Raw genomic sequence first — 15,729 nt, forward strand, 5'->3', positions numbered from 1 at the left:
GGTCGGTGACGAGGAACTGGCGCACGGACCCCTGTGGGTGCAGTCGCTAGCCGCGCGGCACCGTGAGGATCTGCGCGCCGTCGTCGGTGATCGCGATGGTGTGCTCGGAGTGCGCCGTGCGGCAACCGGTGGCGCTCTTCAGGGTCCAGCCATCCGTGTCGGTGATGAGCCGGTCGGTGTCGGCCATGACCCACGGCTCGATGGCGAGCAGCATGCCGGGGCGGAGCGTGAAGCCTCGTCCCGGCCGGCCGTTGTTGGGCACGGACGGGTCCTGGTGCATGGTGCTGCCCACGCCGTGTCCGCCGAATTCGGTGTTGACGCGGTAGCCGGCGGCCTCGAGCACGCCGCCGATGGTGTGCGAGATGTCGCCCATGCGCGTGCCCGGGCCAGCTATGTCGATGGCGGCCTGCAGGGCGTCGGATGTCGCGGCGATGAGCTTCTCGTCCTCGGGCCGTTTTGTGTTGCCCACGATGAACGAAACGGCCGCGTCGGTGACGATTCCGCCCAGCGAGGCGGCGAAGTCGAGCGTGACGAGGTCGCCGTCGGCGAGGCGGTAGTCGTGCGGTTTGCCGTGCAGCACGGCGTCGTTGACCGAGGTGCAGATGGAGTGGCCGAAGGGGCCGCTGCCGAAGGACGGCGCGTAGTCGACGTAGCAGGAGGTGGCCCCGGCCTGCGCGATCATCTGCGCGGCGAGACGGTCGATCTCGAGCAGGTTCATGCCGACGGTCGCGCGGTCGCGCAGGGTGCTGAGCACCTCGCCGACGAAGTGACCACTGGCCTCGGCGCGCACGAGCTCGGTCTTGTCGAACAGTTCAATCACAGGGCATCCCTCACGTTTCGAATAACAATACCGGTAATACTATCCCGTGATTAGAATCGGGGTATGGTTCGAATTCCGCTGGGTCCCGAAGAGCTCGCGCGCGGCCGAGAGATCGGCTCGATTCTGCGCGCCGCCCGGGGCGAGCGCACGATGGTCGGCATCGCCACGGCCGCCGGCATCTCGCCCGAGACCCTGCGCAAGATCGAGACGGGCCGCATTGCGACCCCCGCGTTCTCGACGATCGCCGCCATTGCGAGCGTGCTTCACCTGTCGCTCGACGACCTGTGGGCAACGGTCGACACGCGCGTCGATGCGAGCATCGAGCCCGCCTCCGACGAGCCCGGCTACCGGCGCGCGTCCTAGCGACGCGCGCGCAAGGGGTGGCGGAGCCCGTCGCCCGGTCCTAGGGTGAGTGACCGTGGGTAAACACGTCGCGGCTCAGCAGGTTCTCGTCCGACCATCCGGTCGCACGCACCAGCGTTTTCGCCGACCCGTGTCCCGCGGGCGCAGCGTCCTCTCGGTGTTCGCCTTCGCGGCCGTCGGTGCCGTGTGCGTCGTCAACGTGGTCGACCCCACTGCGGGCGCCATCGCATCCCCGTACTTCCAGCCCGCTGGCCGGTTCGACGGCGAGTCCGCGCAGACCGTGACGGCGACGGATGGTTACGAGACCACGTTTGATCGCGACGGCTACGAGGTCGTGCTCGCGCCCAAGCCCGTCATCACGGCCCCGCCCGTCGACGCCGCGGGGGCGCCGGGTGCCGGCGGACCCGTCATCGCTCCCGACCCCGGTTCGGCCAAGGCTCTCGCCCGCGAGATGCTGGCCGCCCGCGGAATGGGTGACGACCAGTTCTCGTGTCTCGTGTCGCTCTGGAACAAAGAGTCCGGATGGCGCGTCACGGCCGCCAACCCCTCTGGTGCCTATGGCATCCCTCAGGCGCTGCCCGGCCGCAAGATGGCCACGGTCGGCGCCGATTGGCAGACCAACCCCGTCACCCAGATCACGTGGGGTCTCGGCTATATCGCCGCCCGCTACGGCAGCCCGTGCGGGGCGTGGGCACACTCGCAGGCCAAGAACTTCTACTAAACCTCGCGAGCGAGAGCACGGGTCAGGATGCCGCGTCGGGCGTCTCCGTGCGAAAACCGATGAGCTTGTGAGTGCCGTCGCAGAACGGTTTGATGGCCGACACCCCGCAGCGGCAGAGCGCGACGGTCTTGCGCTTCTGCGTGATGGGCTCGCCGTCCCCGTCGACCAGGTCGATCGGGCCGCGCACGAGCAGGGGCCCGTTGGGGCAGGCGAAGATCTGGGTGGGCGCGTCGGGGGAGGGGCTCATCGTGACTCTACTTTCTGGGGTGGAAGCGCTGAGAGGCGGCGCCGCAGCGCGCGTTCGGAGTGCGCGGCGCGAGCGATGCGCCCGGCCGAGTAGTGCGGGCCGCCACGCAGGGTGAGCAGCACGGCCATCCACACGCAGGTGCCGCGTTCGAGCAACCACACGGGAGCCCAGACGGCCCCGTCGGCGGGGAAGACGCGGGAGCCGCCGCGGCGGCGTCGGCCGCGTTCGGCCAGCGCGACGGCGGCCAGTATGCCCGCGGCGAGAGCGACCGGGTTGCGCCGCAGCGCCACGGCGGCCGCGGGCAACAGTGCCAGTTCGGCGACGAGCCGCGCGGGCTGGGCGAGATCGTCGTAAGCCTGCCGCACGCGCTGTCCGAGGAAGTGGCGAGCCGTTGGCGGGCGTCGCCCCACGAACACGTCGTCGCGCCGCAACTCGCGCCCGCCAGCGGCGCGAACGGTGCGGATCAGCTCGAGGTTCTCGAACAGCACATCGCCGTCATATCCGCCCGCTTGCAGCAGCCGCGATCGGCGCACCCCGAGCGTGCCCGGGTAGTCGGCGCCGAGCGCGCGGTTGAGCAGGCTGCGGGCCGTGTCCCACCGCGCGTGCCACACGGGTTCGGTGAAGTAGTTCTGCGGCCGGACGATGTCGGCGCGCTCGAGCGACGCGACGACGGCCTCGAGGGAGTGGTCGTCGTAGCGCACGTCATCGTCGGCGACGACCACGCGATCGTGCGGCGAGGCGAGGATGCCCGTCATGACACCGGCGACCTTGCCGTTGCGGCCGGGCCAGCGCCCCGGAGCTACGTGCCGAACGTCGGCGGGCAGGCTCGCGGCGTGCCGGGCGAAGAGCGCGGCATCCGACCCGTCGACCAGGATCACGTCGATGCGCGAGGCCAGCCAGGACAGATATTCGAGGAGTTCCGGCCAGCCGGAGTCGTCTGCCCAGCGCAGGGGCAGAACATACTGCGCGTCGAGGCGGGTCGTCACGATGTCACCCGGCGTCGGGCAGCGGCGTGCGCAACGACGAGCGACCCGCGGTCCACGATTGGTAGAGGTGCTCGGCGGCCCAGCCGTCGACCGCCAGGCAGGAGGCGGCGCCGAACAGGATGTCGGGCAGCAGCTCGGGGTGATCTTCGGCCAGCGCCCCGGCCAGGTCGCGCCCGGCGATCTGCTCGTGCACGGCATCCGCCTCGACGTGTTCGTCGAAGTAGTCGGTCACGTCATCGCCGAAACCGTTGCGCCGAAAACCGCGCGCGTAGAGGCCGTTGGGGATCGACGATGTCATCTCGAACGCCGCGAGGTGCCCGACGACGGCGCCGCGCAGCCGACGGTTGAGGCCGAACATCGACATCTGGTTGAGCGAGGCGAGCGTGATGGCGGGCACGTTGTCGACGTAGCGCCCATACGTGTCGTCGAGTCCCAGGGCGCGCATGGTCGCGGCGAAGATGCTCGCGTGCACGCGCTCGGGGCGCCCACCGCCGTATTCGTCGGCCTGGATCTCGACGAGGGCCGCTTTCGGGCGTCCGCTCAGGCGCGGGATGCCCCAGGAGTGCGGGTCGGCCTCCTTGAGCGTGTAGATCGAGCGCTGCACGATGAGCTCGGTGAGCTGGTCGCGCGTGGCTTTCGAGGCGATGTAGCGGGACAGGCTGGGCCCGCCCTCCTCGCCCGTCAGCTGGAACAGCAGGTCGGCGACGGCCTGGGCGCGGGGTTCGAGCGCGGCGTGCTCGGGCACGGGCACGACCGCGCGCAGGGTGGCCTCGAAGTGCTTCTCGATCGCCAGGCGCGCCGCCACGAGCGCGGGGTTCCATTCCCACTCGTCGTCACGTTCGACTACATCGCCGTAGTGGATGCCGTACAGCACGAACAGCGTCAACTGCACGTCTTCGTCCCGCAGCAGATCGTCGGATGCCGCGGCCACCGTGTCGGCTTCGGCCACGAACGCGCGCAACGCGTCGTCGGCGTCGCTGCCGGTCTCGGGCGGAGCATCCTGCAACAACCGCAGCAGCGCGGAGCTGAGGGGGCCTCGGGGTTCGAATGTCGTGGTGTGGGTGTCGTCCTCGTGGGTCGACAGTGTGTTCTGCATGGTTCTACTGTGCCGAGACGCGCCGCCGATCGGCAGGGCTTGACAGTCCGCGCCATCCCTCTTTCAGGGGGGCTGCGCAGATGAGAACGACGGGATGCTGCGAAACATCCGATGAATCCCGTACTGTAGGAGCAGCACTCACCCCGAGACGAAGGAGACACGAGGTGAAGCAACGCACGACGCGCGGCGGGATCCGGCTCAGCGAGATCGGCCTCGGCACGGCCCAATTCGGCAACCTCTACCGCGAAACGACGGATGCTGAGGCGGCAGGAGCGGTCGAAGAAGCCTGGGCTCGCGGCATCCGCTACTTCGACACCGCGCCCCACTATGGCCTCGGGCTGTCGGAACGACGGCTCGGCGAGGCGCTTCGGCAGCACCCCCGCGACGAGTACGTCCTGTCGACGAAGGTCGGACGATTGTTGGAGCCCAACCCGGGCGGCGAGAACCAGCGCGACGACGACATCTTCGAGGTGAACGCCGCCACGCGCCGCCGCTGGGACTTCAGCGCCGACGGTGTGCGTCGCTCGATCGACGACAGCCTCGAGCGCCTGGGTTTCGACCGCATCGACATCGTCTACCTGCACGACCCCGACGACCATGGCCGGCAGGCCATCGACGAGGCCATCCCGGCGCTCGTGAAACTGCGCGACGAGGGTGTCATCGGCGCGGTCGGCGCGGGCATGAACCAGTCGGCGCTGCCCACCGAATTCGTGCGACGCACCGACATCGACCTCATCATGCTGGCCGGCCGCTACACGCTGCTCGACCAGGGCGCGTCGGCCGATCTTTTGCCGGCCGCGCTCGAACGGGGCGTGGGCATCGTGCTCGCGGGCGTCTACAACTCGGGGCTGCTCGCCACCGAGCATCCGCAACCGGGCGCCACCTTCGACTACGCCGAGGCGCCCGCATCCCTCATCGAGCGCGCCAACGCGATCGCCGCCGTCGCCGAGCGACACGGCGTGACGTTGCCCCAGGCCGCCATCGCGTTCGTGCTGCGACACCCGGCCGTCGTGTCGGTGCCCATCGGCGCGCGCACGGCCCGCCAGGTGGCGAGCAACGTCGAGCGCTACGACGCGCCCGTGCCCGAAGACCTCTGGCAGGACCTCACCGACGAGGGCCTGTTGCCTCCCGACGAAACCACCCCACAGAACTGAGAAACCCTATGACAACCATCACTGCCGCCGAGGTCGTCGACGTGCGCTTTCCCACCTCGTTGACCGCAGACGGCTCCGACGCCATGAACAAGGACGGCGACTATTCGGCGGCCTACGTCATCCTGCGCACCGACGACCCGGAGCTGTCGGGCTTCGGTTTCACCTTCACGATCGGTCGCGGCAACGACATCTGCGTGCTCGCCGTCGAGCAACGCGCGCTGCCGCTCATCGGCCTCAGGGTCGAGGATGTCGTGAGCGACCTCGGCGGAACCTACCGATCGCTCAAATCCGACTCGCAACTGCGCTGGCTGGGGCCCGAGAAGGGTGTCGAGCACCTGGCCATGGCCGCCGTCATGAACGCCGTCTGGGACCTCGCCGCGCGCGTCGCCGGCAAACCGCTCTGGCGCCTGCTCGCAGACATGACCCCCGAAGAGCTCGTCGACGTCGCCGACCTGCAATACCTGTCCGATGCGCTCACCCGCTCCGAGGCCGTCGCCATGCTCACCGAGCTGCAGCCCACGCGCGAGGCCCGCATCGCCGAACTCGAGGCCACGGGCTACCCCTGCTACACGACGAGTGCCGGATGGCTGGGCTACTCCGACGAGAAACTGCGCCGCCTCTGCCAGGAGGCCGTCGACGCCGGCTACCGCCACGTGAAGTTGAAGGTGGGGGCGAACCTCGACGACGACATCCGCCGCTGCCGCATCGCGCGCGAGGTGTTGGGCGACGACGCCAACCTGATGATCGACGCCAACCAGGTGTGGGACGTGCCAGAGGCCATCGAGTGGGTGAACGCCCTCGCCGAGTTCAAGCCGCTGTGGATCGAGGAACCGACGAGCCCCGACGACATCCTCGGCCACGCGGCCGTGCGCCGCGCCGTCGCGCCCATCGGCGTGGCCACGGGCGAGCACGGCATGAACCGCGTGCTCTTCAAGCAGATGTTCCAGGCCGAGGCCATCGACTTCTGCCAGCTCGACTCGGCCCGCCTCGCGAGCATCAACGAGATTCTGTCGGTCTACCTCATGGCCAAGAAGTTCGGTGTGCCGGTGTGCCCGCACGCCGGCGGGGTCGGCCTCTGCGAGCTCGTGCAGCACCTGTCGATCTTCGACTACGTGGCCGTCTCGGGCTCGCTCGAGGGTCGCGTCACCGAATACGTCGACCACCTGCACGAGCACTTCGTCGACCCGTGCATCGTTGAGAACGGCGCCTACCGCCTGCCCACGCTTCCCGGCTACAGCGCCGAGATGCACGAGGCCTCGCTCGCCGAGTTCGCGTTCCCGGCGGGCAGCTACTGGGCGGGGAGGTCGGCCGCGGCGTCGCTCGTCTCGGCCGGGTGAGTGTGCATGAAGTCCTCGACCGCGAGCAGGTGCGATCCCATCGCCAGGCGCGCGCGGTCGGGGTCTCCCGCCAGAAGGGCGGCGAGGATGGCCCGGTGCTCGCGGTGCGTCTCGCGGATGGCGCCCTGCTCGCTGATCGCTCGCCACATGCGGCCGCGGATGGTGCGTGACGACAGAGCCTCGATGAGCGCCGCCAGCGCGGGGTTCGAACTCGCGCGCGCGATGATGCTGTGGAACGCCAGGTCGGCGTCGAGCACGCGGCGGTGATCGACGGGTTCGTCGCCCAGGGACATGTCCTCGATGCCCGCGAGCACGGTCTCGGCCTCGGCCAGCGCCTCGGGCTGGGCGTGCAGCGCGGCTCGGGCCGCGGCCTCGGATTCGAGCACGCGTCGCACCGATTGCAGGTGCTCGGCTCCATCCGGGGTCTGCAGGTCGACCATGAAGCTCATGGGCGCGAGCAGCAGGCTCGAGTCGAGCGAGGTCACGTAGGTGCCGTCGCCCTGGCGGGTCTCGAGCACGCCCATGATGCAGAGCGCGCGCACGCCCTCGCGCAGCGATCCGCGCGAGATGCCCAGCTCGGCGGCAAGATCTTTTTCGACCGGAAGCCGCGATCCGGCCTGCAGCGTGCCGTCGGTGATCATCTTCTTGATGCCGTGCAGCACGACGTCGGTCTGCGAGCGAGCCGCCGCCGCGGGGCCGGTGTGTGGCGCGCGGGCCGGTGTCGCTGAAACGCCCTGCCCTGCCGAACCGCCCTGTGCTGTCATCCGATCATTCTAGCCAGGGGGCGTCGGCTGGGCTGGAAACCTCGGCGATCGGGTCGCCCTATGGCTAGATTAGACATCCGGATGGCGTGAACGTCAGATGTTTCGCCGTCGGCCGCTCGCGAGGCCCGACCCGCCGCGCTATCCCGCTGCCCCACCCCGCCGCCCGGCCCAACGAAGGAGTTGCCCGTGGAAACGATCGCCCTGCACACCCGACTCGCCCCCGGCAAGGAGGCGGACTACGACCGCATCCACGCCGTGATCCCGCCCGAACTCGATGCCGCCCTGCGCGAGGCCGGCGTGCTCGACTGGCGGATCTGGCGCTCGGGGCTCGACCTCTTCCATGTGGTGGACTGCGAGGACTATGCGGCCATGCGGGCGTTCCTGCGGGAGCATCCGGCGAACATCCCCTGGCAGGCGCGCATGGGGGAGTTGCTCGACGTGCCCGACGATTATTCGGGTGGCGATAGCGGTATTCCGCAGGTGTGGCAGCTGCCGGCCGAGCCGGTCGAACCCGCTGCGCCCGCCGCGTCCGCTGCGCCTGTCGGGCCCGATGCGCCTGCCGACGGGAGCGCCCGGTGATCATCGACGCCCACCAGCACGTCTGGAACCTCGACCGTGCGAGCTACCCGTGGCTCGGCGCGGAACACGGGCCCATCAACCGCTCCATCGAGTTCGACGAACTGCGCCCGCACCTGCGCGCGGCCGGCGTCGACGCCACGGTGCTCGTGCAATCCGCGGACAACGACGCCGACACCGACTACATGCTGGATGTCGCGGCGCGGAACCCCGAGGTCGCGGCCGTCGTCGTCTCGGTTCCGCTCGAGCATCCGCGCCGCGCGGCCGCCCGCCTCGACGAGGTGCGCCGCAACCCGCACGTCGTGGGCGTGCGCAACCTCATCCACGACTTGCCCGATCCCGAGTGGCTGCTGCGCCCCGATGTCGACGAGGGCCTCTCGGTTCTCGAACGAGCGGATGTCACGTTCGACCTGGTTTCGGTGCTGCCGCGACACCTCGAGCTGGTGCCCACGCTGGGGGAGCGGCATCCGAACCTGCGGATCGTGATCGACCACCTCTCGAAGCCGCCCATCGGCCTGGGCGCGGATGATCGCGAGCCCTGGTGGTCGCTCATCGAGCGCGCCGCCGAGAATCCGCTCGTGCACGCCAAGGTCTCGGGGCTGTACTCGGCCGTGCCCGGGCGCATGGCGGACTGGACGCCCGACGACATCCGCCCCTTCTTCGACCGCGCGCTCGAACTCTTCGGTCCCGAACGGCTCATGTACGGCGGCGACTGGCCCATCTCGGTGCTCGCGGGCGACTACGAGCGCGTGTGGGAGGGGCTGCGCGAGGTCACCTCGAATCTCGGCGACACCGATCGCGACCGCATCTTCGGGGGCACGGCGGCCGAGTTCTATCGCATCGACGCCGCGTTGCTCGAGCGCGCGGCCGCCGCATCCGCTGATTAGTCGAATGTCTAACGGGTGGGAGCCGCCGAAAAGCCCCAAAACGGGCTCCACGAAACAAAGATCAACCCTTTGCGGCCGGATTCATCTGATGTATGCTCGCAGCGAGGACGCGATCTTCGCCCCTCACCCGATGTGAACAAACGATTGACCACGCGCATCCCGCTGATATAACGTTTGATCACGCCACACAGATCGGCCCTCACCCCGCGCGCACGAAGCAGTGCCCGCGGTCCCGTTCACACTGAAGGAGCGTCAATGAAGACCTCGAACTCCCGGCACCGCCGGGTTCTGAAAGGCGCTGCCGGAATCGGCGTCGCCCTCACCATGCTGGCCGTCACCGCGTGTAGCGGCGGCGGATCGACAGGCGGCGGCGCCGACGCGCAGACCGACTCGGGCGGAGCCATCACCGTCTGGGTCGACCCGCCCCGCGTTCCCGCGGCCGACGCCTTCAAGAAGGCGCACCCCGAGATCGACATCACGGTCAACCAGATCGACGGAACCGTCGGCGGCAAGAGCGTGCAGCAGCAGTTCGCGCAGTTCGACCAGGCCGGCAAGGGCTGGCCCGACGCCATCTTCTTCCCCTCGAACGACGACATCGCGTGGGCCACGAGCTCGCAGTCGAACTACGCCGCCGACCTCACCGACATCATGGCCGACACCATCGAGGGCTACGACCCGGCGGTGCTCTCCATGTGCAACTTCGACGACAAGATCCGCTGCCTGCGCAACGACGCCGCCCCCGACGTGTTCTGGTACAACAAGAAGTTCTTCGACGAGAACGGCTACACCGTCCCCGCCACGTGGGAGGAGTACTCCGAGCTGGCCGTGAAGATCGCCGCCGAGCACCCCGGAAAGATCTCGGGCTTCACGGGCGACGCCTACGCCCCCGACCGCTACCTGTGGGCCAGCGGTTGCCCCACCAACGACCGCAAGTCCGAGACCGAGGTGCACATCAACCTCAGTGACGAGAAGTGCACCAGGGCCCAAGACCTCCTCGCCACCATGTATGACGGCAAGGCGCTCTCCACGCTCGGCATCTTCGACGCGGATGCCGCGACCGTCGGTCCCGACATGGTCATGAGCCCGGGCGCCCTCTGGTGGGGCGACTACCTCTTCAACCAGACCTGGAAGATCCCGGCGGGCGAGATGTCGGCCGTCGCACCCCTGAAGTTCGACGGCGACTCCAAGCCCTCTGCCGGCAACGAGGGCGGCGGCCTGTGGGGCATGTCGAGCCACATCAAGGGCAAGCAGCTCGAGAACGCGCAGACCTTCATGAAGTTCGTGGCCACCGACCCGGCCTGGCAGGTCGACCTGTCGACCGGTCTTCCCGGCTACGGCCCGGTGCAGGATGCCTGGATCGAGAAGCAGAAGTCGGCCAACTACTTCGCCGACAACGACACCACGTTCGCGGCCTTCAAGGAAGCGGCCGCGGCCGTGCCCGGTGACCACTCCTACATGCTCTACAACACGGGTGGCATCTGGACCGAGACCATGGCTCCGTCGCTCGTGTCGGGCAACTCGTTCGACGACGCGTGGAAGAAGTTCAGCGACGAACTCGTCAACCAGGCGAAGACGTTCGGCTACACGATCACCGAGAAGTAACGCGCGCGTCGAGGCATCCGGATTCCCCCGACCGGATGCCTCGACGCTGCGGCTCTCCCCGCACCACCCGCAACACCGCACCGCCGCAACGCCCGCACCACCGCACGACCCACACCCCACTGCTCCAGCCCGCTTTTCCAGCGACACATCGAGGAAGATGTCATGAGCCAAGGCACCATCGCCCCGCCGCACGCGGAGGCCCAGCCCGAGCCGCCCGGCCGCGGCCTGCGCACCAAACGCCAGAGCGCGGCCGGTCGCCGCAAACTGCACCAGCGGGAGGTGCGCGGGGCCTGGACCCTGCTGAGCCCCTACATGGTGCTGCTGCTCATCGGCGGAATCATCCCCATCTTCTATGCGGTGTACACCGCACTGCAGCGGCCGGCCACGCCCGTGCAACCCGAGGGCGGCTTCGGCGGCATCTCGAGCTTCGTCACGGTCTTCTCCGACTTCCGCTTCTGGCAGACCTTCGGCAACATCTTCAGCGTTCTCATCGTCTGGCTGCCCATCATGATGCTCGGCATCGTGGGGCTCGCGCTGCTCGTGCACGCCAGCCCGGGGCGCTTCGGCAACACCATGCGGTTCCTCTATTACATCCCCGGTGCGCTCGCGGGTATCGCGAACCTCGTGCTGTGGGTCTACCTGTTGAACCCCGCGCAGTCGCCCATCGCCGGGCTCTGGAACGTCATGGGTCTCGACACCATCAAGGCCGTCGTCGCGACCGACGGCAACCTGCCCTTCATCCTGGCCGGCATGCTCTTCTTCCAGGGCATCGGCACGTGGATCGTGGTCGTCAACGGCGGCCTCAACGGCATTCCGGATGAGGTGCTCGAGGCGGCCTCGATCGACGGTGCCAATGCGTGGCACACCGCCTGGCACGTGAAGCTGCCCATCATCCGGCCCTGGATCGGTTATGCGGCGCTCATGAACCTGGCCTACGGGTTCCAGCTGTTCCTCGAACCGCAGCTGCTCGACCAGGTGTCGTCGAACGCCCTGCCCGACCAGACGACCCCCACCCAGCTCGGCTACGCCTTCGCGTTCTCGAACTACAACTTCCCGGCCGCAGCGGCGATGTCCCTCATCCTGCTCGTCATCACCCTCGGAATCGGCCTGCTCATCGTGTTCCGCAGCGGCCTGTTCGGCGAGGAGGAGAAATAATGTCACTCGTCAAGGCCAAACCGCAGAAGCGCGCCAAGACCGCCCACCAGGAGGCGCTCGCCGGCCCCGTCGGCAGCAACCAGATGAGCGTGGGCCGGGTCGCCCGCGTCGCGACCATGCTCTTCGTCGCTGCCATCTTCATCGTGCCCATCATCGGCTTCGTCGCCATGGCGTTCCGCGACCAGGACGAGGTCGCGGCCGGCGAGGGCGGCATCCTCGGGCTCGGCGGCGTCTCGTGGGACAACGTCGTCTACAGCTGGTCGCAGGTCAACGGCTTCGGGCCGGGCGAGGGCGGCCTCTTTATGCAGTGGGTCGGCAACTCCCTGTTCGTCGCCGTGATCGGAGCGATCCTCGCGGTCGTCGCCGCCATCCCCGCCGGATATGCGCTCGCGCGCCTGCGGTTCCGTTTCCGCCGCACCGTGCTCTTCGTCACGCTGCTCGCCATGGTCATGCCCAACACGGTGCTCGTCATCCCGCTGTTCCTCGAGGTCAACGCCATCGGCGCCTCGGGCGAGCTGTGGCCCGTCGCCGTCATCATGGGCTTCTTCCCGTTCGGCGTGTACCTCGCCTACATCCACTTCATGACGACGATGCCTCAGGAACTGGTCGAGGCGGCGCGCATCGACGGGCTCAGTGAAATCGGCATCTTCTTCCAGGTGGCCACGCCCATCTCGAAGCAGGCCGTGGCGCTCGTCACGTTCTTCGCATTCGTCGCCAACTGGACGAACTACTTCCTGCCGCTCGCGCTGCTCAGCTCGGTGCAGGGCAACAAGACCATCTCGATCGGCCTGCAAGAGCTCATCGGGGCGTCGCCGCTGTTCAACCCGACGGTCGCGGCCGGCCTCAACGTGAAGCTCTACATGCCGCAGTTGGCGCTCGCCACGTTCCTCAGCATGATCCCGTTGCTCATCGTGTTCATCGGCGCGCAGCGGTTCCTGATGCGCGGGCAGACCGTCGGCGCGGTGAAGGGCTAGCGGATGTCTGCACACACCGATCCCGTCGGCGCGCCCGCGTCTGCGTCCACCGCCCCGGCCGAGGGCGGGCCTGGCCCCGGGGACGCTTCCGCGCCCGAGTTCGTGCCAGCCCCCGATCGTGCCGAGTTCCACCCGGCCGCCGCCTACACGCTGGCGCTGCCCTCGAACCCGCGGCCCATCGTCATCCTGGGGGCGGGCGGAATCGTGCGCGATGCTCACCTTCCGGCCTACCGCAAGGCCGGATACCCGGTGTTCGGCATCTACAACCGCACGGTCGCGCGCGCCGAAGCGTTGGCCGCGGAGTTCGGCGTGGAGCGCGTGTTCGGGTCGGTGGCCGAGGCTGTGGCGGCCGCGCCATCCGATGCGGTCTATGACATCGCCCTCATGCCCGAGCAATATCTCGAGGTGCTCGAGCAGCTGCCCGACGGCGCGCCCGTGCTCATTCAGAAGCCGCTCGGCAACCACCTGGCCGATGGGCGCGCCATTCTCGAGCTGTGCCGCCGCAAGAACCTGGTCGCGGCGGTCAACACGCAGCTGCGGTTCGCGCCCTATGTGGCCGCGGCCCGCGAACGCATCGCGCGCGGCGACATCGGCGAGCTCTACGACCTCGAGATCCGCGTGCAGGTGAACACGCCGTGGCAGATGTTCCCGCACGTGCTCACGCTCGACCGGCTCGAGATCAACATGCACAGCGTGCACTACATCGACCTCGTGCGGTCGTTCCTCGGCAACCCCGAGTCGGTCGCGGCGGTGACGGTGAAGCATCCCGCTAAGGCGCACGCCAATTCGCGTAGCGACATCATCCTGTACTACCCCGGCCGGCAGATCCGCGTGGTCATCTCGACCAACCACGATCACGACTACGGCGAGAAATACGAGGAGAGCTACATCAAGTGGGAGGGCACCCGCGGGGCCATCCGCGCTCAGATGGGCCTGCTGCTCGACTACCCGACGGGCGGCGAGGACCGCCTCGAGGTGCAGTACGACGACGATCACGCGGCCGGTTGGCAGCCCATCCCGTTCGAGGGCAGCTGGTTTCCGGATGCCTTCATCGGCTCGATGGGCGCCGTGCAGCGTTTCGTCGGCGGCGACGTCTCCGAGCTGCCGACCAGCGTCGACGATGTGTTCGACACCATGGCCATCGTCGAGGCGGCGTATGACTCGTCGGCCGCAGGCGGCATTCGGCCGCCGTATCTCGCGGGAGGGTCGCAAGCCGGCCTCGACGTGGACGCAGACCCGAACGTAGAAGAGGAAGAGAGAATATGAGATTTGCCCGTTTCGGAGTGCCCAGAAGCGAAACCCCCGTCGTCGAATCCGAGGGGCGCCACTTCGACCTGTCGTCGGTGACGCCGTCGATCGACCCGGCCTTCTTCGCCACGCACGCGGCCGACGACTTCGCCACCGTGCGCACGGCGCTCGCCGACGGCACGCTGCCCGCCTTCGACGCGGCCGGCCTTCGCCGCGGCGCCCCGCTCGACCGGCCCGGCAAGATCGTCTGCATCGGCGTGAACTACTCCGACCATGCCGCAGAATCCAACCTGGCCGTGCCCACCGAACCGGTCGTCTTCATGAAGGACCCCTCGACCATCGTCGGCCCCGATGATGAGGTGCTCATCCCCCTGAACTCGACCAAGACCGACTGGGAGATCGAGCTGGGCGTCGTCATCGGCCAGACCGCCCGCTACCTCGCCTCGCCCGACGACGCGGATGCCGTGATCGCCGGCTACGTGGTGTCGCACGACGTGTCGGAGCGCGAGTTCCAGCTCGAGCGCGGCGGCCAGTGGGACAAGGGCAAGAGCTGCGAGACCTTCAACCCGCTCGGCCCCGTGCTCGTCACGCGTGACGAGGTCGGCGACCCCCAGAACCTACGTCTGCGCCTGAGCGTCAACGGCGTTGAGCGCCAGGATGGCTCGACCGCTGACATGATCTTCGGCATCCGACACATTGTCTGGTACCTGTCGCAGTTCATGGTGCTGCGCCCCGGCGATCTCATCAACACGGGCACGCCCGCGGGTGTCGCGCTCGGCATCGAGGGCACGCCCTACCTGCGCGCGGGCGACGTGGTTGAGCTCTCGATCGACGGCCTCGGCGACATGACCAACACCTTCGCGGATGCTTCTGCGACGAGCCCGGCCTCAGCCCCCGCCTCCCCCACCACTCTCGAAGGAGCCGCACGATGAGCACCACCGAATCCATCCCGGCCGGCGTGACTGGCGCGACTGGCGCGACCGACGTGTCGACCGGCAGCGGTTCCGCCTCGCCCTCCGATTCGTCCTCGTCGACTCCCGGCGAGCTGAGCGGCCTCGTCGCCGCCGTCACGGGCGGCGCCTCGGGCATCGGCCTGGCGACGGCCCAGCTGCTGGCTTCGCGCGGCGCCCAGGTCGTCGTGCTCGACCTCAACCCGCAGGATGCCCCCGCCCCGCTCGTGGGCATCGCGTGCAACGTGGGCGACCGGGCCTCGGTCACCGACGCCATCCGCGAGATCGAGACGCGTTTCGGAGCCCTCGACATCGTCGTGAACAACGCCGGCATCTCGGCCATCGGCACGGTCGAGGACAACGACGACGACGAGTGGGCCCGCGTGCTCAACGTCAACGTCGTCGGCATGGCGCGCGTCTCGGCCGCGGCGCTGCCGCTCCTGCGCGCCTCGTCGCACGCGGCCATCGTCAACGTCTGCTCGATCGCGGCGCTCAACGGCATGCCGCAGCGTGCGCTCTACGGCGCAACCAAGGGAGCCGTGCTGGCCCTCACGTTCGCGATGGCCACCGACCACGTGCGCGAGGGTGTGCGCGTCAACTGCGTCAGCCCGGGCACGGTCGCGACGCCGTTCGTCGACCGCATGCTGCAGAACTTCCCCGACCCCGTCGCCGAGCGCAAAGCTCTCGACGAGCGCCAGGCCATCGGCCGCATGGTGTCGCCCGAGGAGGTCGCGCACGCGATCGCCTATCTCGCGTCGCCGGCTGCAGCATCCACCACCGGAACGGCGCTCGACGTCGACGGCGGTGTCACCCACCTCCGCGTGCGACCTCGGTAGCAGCGGTTGCTCC

17 protein-coding genes are annotated in these 15,729 nt (G+C 68.8%); 12 read left to right on the forward strand and 5 right to left on the reverse strand.

The features are described from left to right. Nucleotides 1-46: 46 nt before the first annotated feature. Complete coding sequence (gene map, locus ALI44B_RS10970; protein WP_077054701.1) at nt 47-820, reverse strand: type I methionyl aminopeptidase; 774 nt, start codon at nt 818-820, stop codon at nt 47-49. Between the two features lie 63 nt (nt 821-883). Between map and ALI44B_RS10975 the strand changes: the two genes are divergently transcribed. Together ALI44B_RS10975 and ALI44B_RS10980 are read left to right on the forward strand one after the other, a co-directional pair. Then, entirely contained in the window at nt 884-1,183 is a 300-nt protein-coding gene (locus ALI44B_RS10975) for a helix-turn-helix domain-containing protein (RefSeq protein WP_077054702.1), read from the forward strand. 55 nt (nt 1,184-1,238) lie between these two features. After that, nucleotides 1,239-1,904 carry an aggregation-promoting factor C-terminal-like domain-containing protein gene (locus ALI44B_RS10980; protein WP_077055544.1) on the forward strand — a complete coding sequence of 222 codons (666 nt, stop codon included), beginning with the start codon at nt 1,239-1,241 and terminating at the stop codon, nt 1,902-1,904. Nucleotides 1,905-1,926: 22 nt separating this feature from the next. Here ALI44B_RS10980 and ALI44B_RS10985 read toward each other — a convergent pair whose 3' ends face one another. Genes ALI44B_RS10985 through ALI44B_RS10995 form a run of 3 tightly spaced genes read right to left on the reverse strand, consistent with a single transcriptional unit; the run spans nt 1,927 to nt 4,233 of the window. Then, nucleotides 1,927-2,151, reverse strand: coding sequence for a CDGSH iron-sulfur domain-containing protein (locus ALI44B_RS10985; RefSeq protein WP_077054703.1), 225 nt, complete (start codon nt 2,149-2,151; stop codon nt 1,927-1,929). Further along, a complete protein-coding gene (locus ALI44B_RS10990) occupies nt 2,148-3,137 on the reverse strand; it encodes a glycosyltransferase (protein ID WP_077054704.1) in 990 nt (329 codons plus the stop codon). Before ALI44B_RS10990 ends, ALI44B_RS10985 begins: the two co-directional genes overlap by 4 nt. 4 nt (nt 3,138-3,141) lie before the next feature. After that, nucleotides 3,142-4,233, reverse strand: coding sequence for an iron-containing redox enzyme family protein (locus ALI44B_RS10995; RefSeq protein ID WP_083709890.1), 1,092 nt, complete (start codon nt 4,231-4,233; stop codon nt 3,142-3,144). A 164-nt stretch (nt 4,234-4,397) separates the two neighbouring features. Here ALI44B_RS10995 and ALI44B_RS11000 point away from each other — a divergent pair, with 164 nt between their 5' ends. Then, nucleotides 4,398-5,387 carry an aldo/keto reductase gene (locus tag ALI44B_RS11000; RefSeq protein WP_077054705.1) on the forward strand — a complete coding sequence of 330 codons (990 nt, stop codon included), beginning with the start codon at nt 4,398-4,400 and terminating at the stop codon, nt 5,385-5,387. A gap of 8 nt (nt 5,388-5,395) precedes the next feature. Beyond that, a complete protein-coding gene (locus tag ALI44B_RS11005) occupies nt 5,396-6,724 on the forward strand; it encodes an L-fuconate dehydratase (protein ID WP_077054706.1) in 1,329 nt (442 codons plus the stop codon). Here the strand turns inward: ALI44B_RS11005 and ALI44B_RS11010 are convergent. Further along, complete coding sequence (locus tag ALI44B_RS11010) at nt 6,676-7,488, reverse strand: FadR/GntR family transcriptional regulator (RefSeq protein ID WP_083709893.1); 813 nt, start codon at nt 7,486-7,488, stop codon at nt 6,676-6,678. The two genes, ALI44B_RS11005 and ALI44B_RS11010, sit on opposite strands and share 49 nt — an antisense overlap. A 186-nt stretch (nt 7,489-7,674) precedes the next feature. Between ALI44B_RS11010 and ALI44B_RS11015 the strand changes: the two genes are divergently transcribed. The 8 genes from ALI44B_RS11015 to ALI44B_RS11050 all read left to right on the forward strand — a co-directional run bounded on the left by ALI44B_RS11015 (nt 7,675) and on the right by ALI44B_RS11050 (nt 15,716). Beyond that, nucleotides 7,675-8,067 (forward strand): L-rhamnose mutarotase, encoded by a 393-nt coding sequence (locus tag ALI44B_RS11015; protein WP_238592185.1) that lies wholly within the window; start codon nt 7,675-7,677, stop codon nt 8,065-8,067. Next, a complete protein-coding gene (locus ALI44B_RS11020; protein ID WP_077054707.1) occupies nt 8,064-8,951 on the forward strand; it encodes an amidohydrolase family protein in 888 nt (295 codons plus the stop codon). Before ALI44B_RS11015 ends, ALI44B_RS11020 begins: the two co-directional genes overlap by 4 nt. A gap of 255 nt (nt 8,952-9,206) precedes the next feature. Beyond that, on the forward strand, nt 9,207-10,553 hold the full coding sequence (locus ALI44B_RS11025) for an ABC transporter substrate-binding protein (protein ID WP_077054708.1): 1,347 nt from the start codon (nt 9,207-9,209) through the stop codon (nt 10,551-10,553). A 162-nt stretch (nt 10,554-10,715) separates the two neighbouring features. Further along, a complete protein-coding gene (locus ALI44B_RS11030; RefSeq protein ID WP_083709895.1) occupies nt 10,716-11,708 on the forward strand; it encodes a carbohydrate ABC transporter permease in 993 nt (330 codons plus the stop codon). Continuing rightward, nucleotides 11,708-12,682, forward strand: a complete 975-nt coding sequence (locus ALI44B_RS11035; RefSeq protein ID WP_083709896.1) for a carbohydrate ABC transporter permease — start codon at nt 11,708-11,710, stop codon at nt 12,680-12,682. The genes ALI44B_RS11030 and ALI44B_RS11035 overlap by 1 nt, the downstream gene beginning before the upstream one ends. 3 nt (nt 12,683-12,685) lie before the next feature. Continuing rightward, complete coding sequence (locus ALI44B_RS11040; protein WP_083709898.1) at nt 12,686-13,948, forward strand: Gfo/Idh/MocA family protein; 1,263 nt, start codon at nt 12,686-12,688, stop codon at nt 13,946-13,948. Beyond that, the gene (locus tag ALI44B_RS11045) at nt 13,945-14,862 is read left to right on the forward strand and encodes a fumarylacetoacetate hydrolase family protein (protein ID WP_083709899.1); all 918 of its coding nucleotides are present in this window, start codon (nt 13,945-13,947) and stop codon (nt 14,860-14,862) included. Before ALI44B_RS11040 ends, ALI44B_RS11045 begins: the two co-directional genes overlap by 4 nt. After that, nucleotides 14,859-15,716, forward strand: coding sequence for an SDR family NAD(P)-dependent oxidoreductase (locus tag ALI44B_RS11050; RefSeq protein ID WP_083709901.1), 858 nt, complete (start codon nt 14,859-14,861; stop codon nt 15,714-15,716). Before ALI44B_RS11045 ends, ALI44B_RS11050 begins: the two co-directional genes overlap by 4 nt. Nucleotides 15,717-15,729 lie beyond the last annotated feature (13 nt).

The organism is Leifsonia sp. ALI-44-B (assembly GCF_001984125.1).
Classification (GTDB): domain Bacteria; phylum Actinomycetota; class Actinomycetes; order Actinomycetales; family Microbacteriaceae; genus Okibacterium.

What these genes read in the sequence shown, in the direction of transcription:
- ALI44B_RS11040 (WP_083709898.1), top strand. Translation starts at nt 12,686, where the DNA reads ATGTCTGCACACACCGATCCCGTCGGCGCGCCCGCGTCTGCGTCCACC.
- ALI44B_RS11045 (WP_083709899.1), top strand. Translation starts at nt 13,945, where the DNA reads ATGAGATTTGCCCGTTTCGGAGTGCCCAGAAGCGAAACCCCCGTCGTC.
- ALI44B_RS10995 (WP_083709890.1), bottom strand. Translation starts at nt 4,233, where the DNA reads ATGCAGAACACACTGTCGACCCACGAGGACGACACCCACACCACGACA.
- ALI44B_RS10985 (WP_077054703.1), bottom strand. Translation starts at nt 2,151, where the DNA reads ATGAGCCCCTCCCCCGACGCGCCCACCCAGATCTTCGCCTGCCCCAAC.
- ALI44B_RS11025 (WP_077054708.1), top strand. Translation starts at nt 9,207, where the DNA reads ATGAAGACCTCGAACTCCCGGCACCGCCGGGTTCTGAAAGGCGCTGCC.
- ALI44B_RS11010 (WP_083709893.1), bottom strand. Translation starts at nt 7,488, where the DNA reads ATGACAGCACAGGGCGGTTCGGCAGGGCAGGGCGTTTCAGCGACACCG.
- ALI44B_RS11005 (WP_077054706.1), top strand. Translation starts at nt 5,396, where the DNA reads ATGACAACCATCACTGCCGCCGAGGTCGTCGACGTGCGCTTTCCCACC.
- ALI44B_RS11035 (WP_083709896.1), top strand. Translation starts at nt 11,708, where the DNA reads ATGTCACTCGTCAAGGCCAAACCGCAGAAGCGCGCCAAGACCGCCCAC.
- ALI44B_RS11050 (WP_083709901.1), top strand. Translation starts at nt 14,859, where the DNA reads ATGAGCACCACCGAATCCATCCCGGCCGGCGTGACTGGCGCGACTGGC.
- ALI44B_RS10975 (WP_077054702.1), top strand. Translation starts at nt 884, where the DNA reads ATGGTTCGAATTCCGCTGGGTCCCGAAGAGCTCGCGCGCGGCCGAGAG.
- ALI44B_RS11030 (WP_083709895.1), top strand. Translation starts at nt 10,716, where the DNA reads ATGAGCCAAGGCACCATCGCCCCGCCGCACGCGGAGGCCCAGCCCGAG.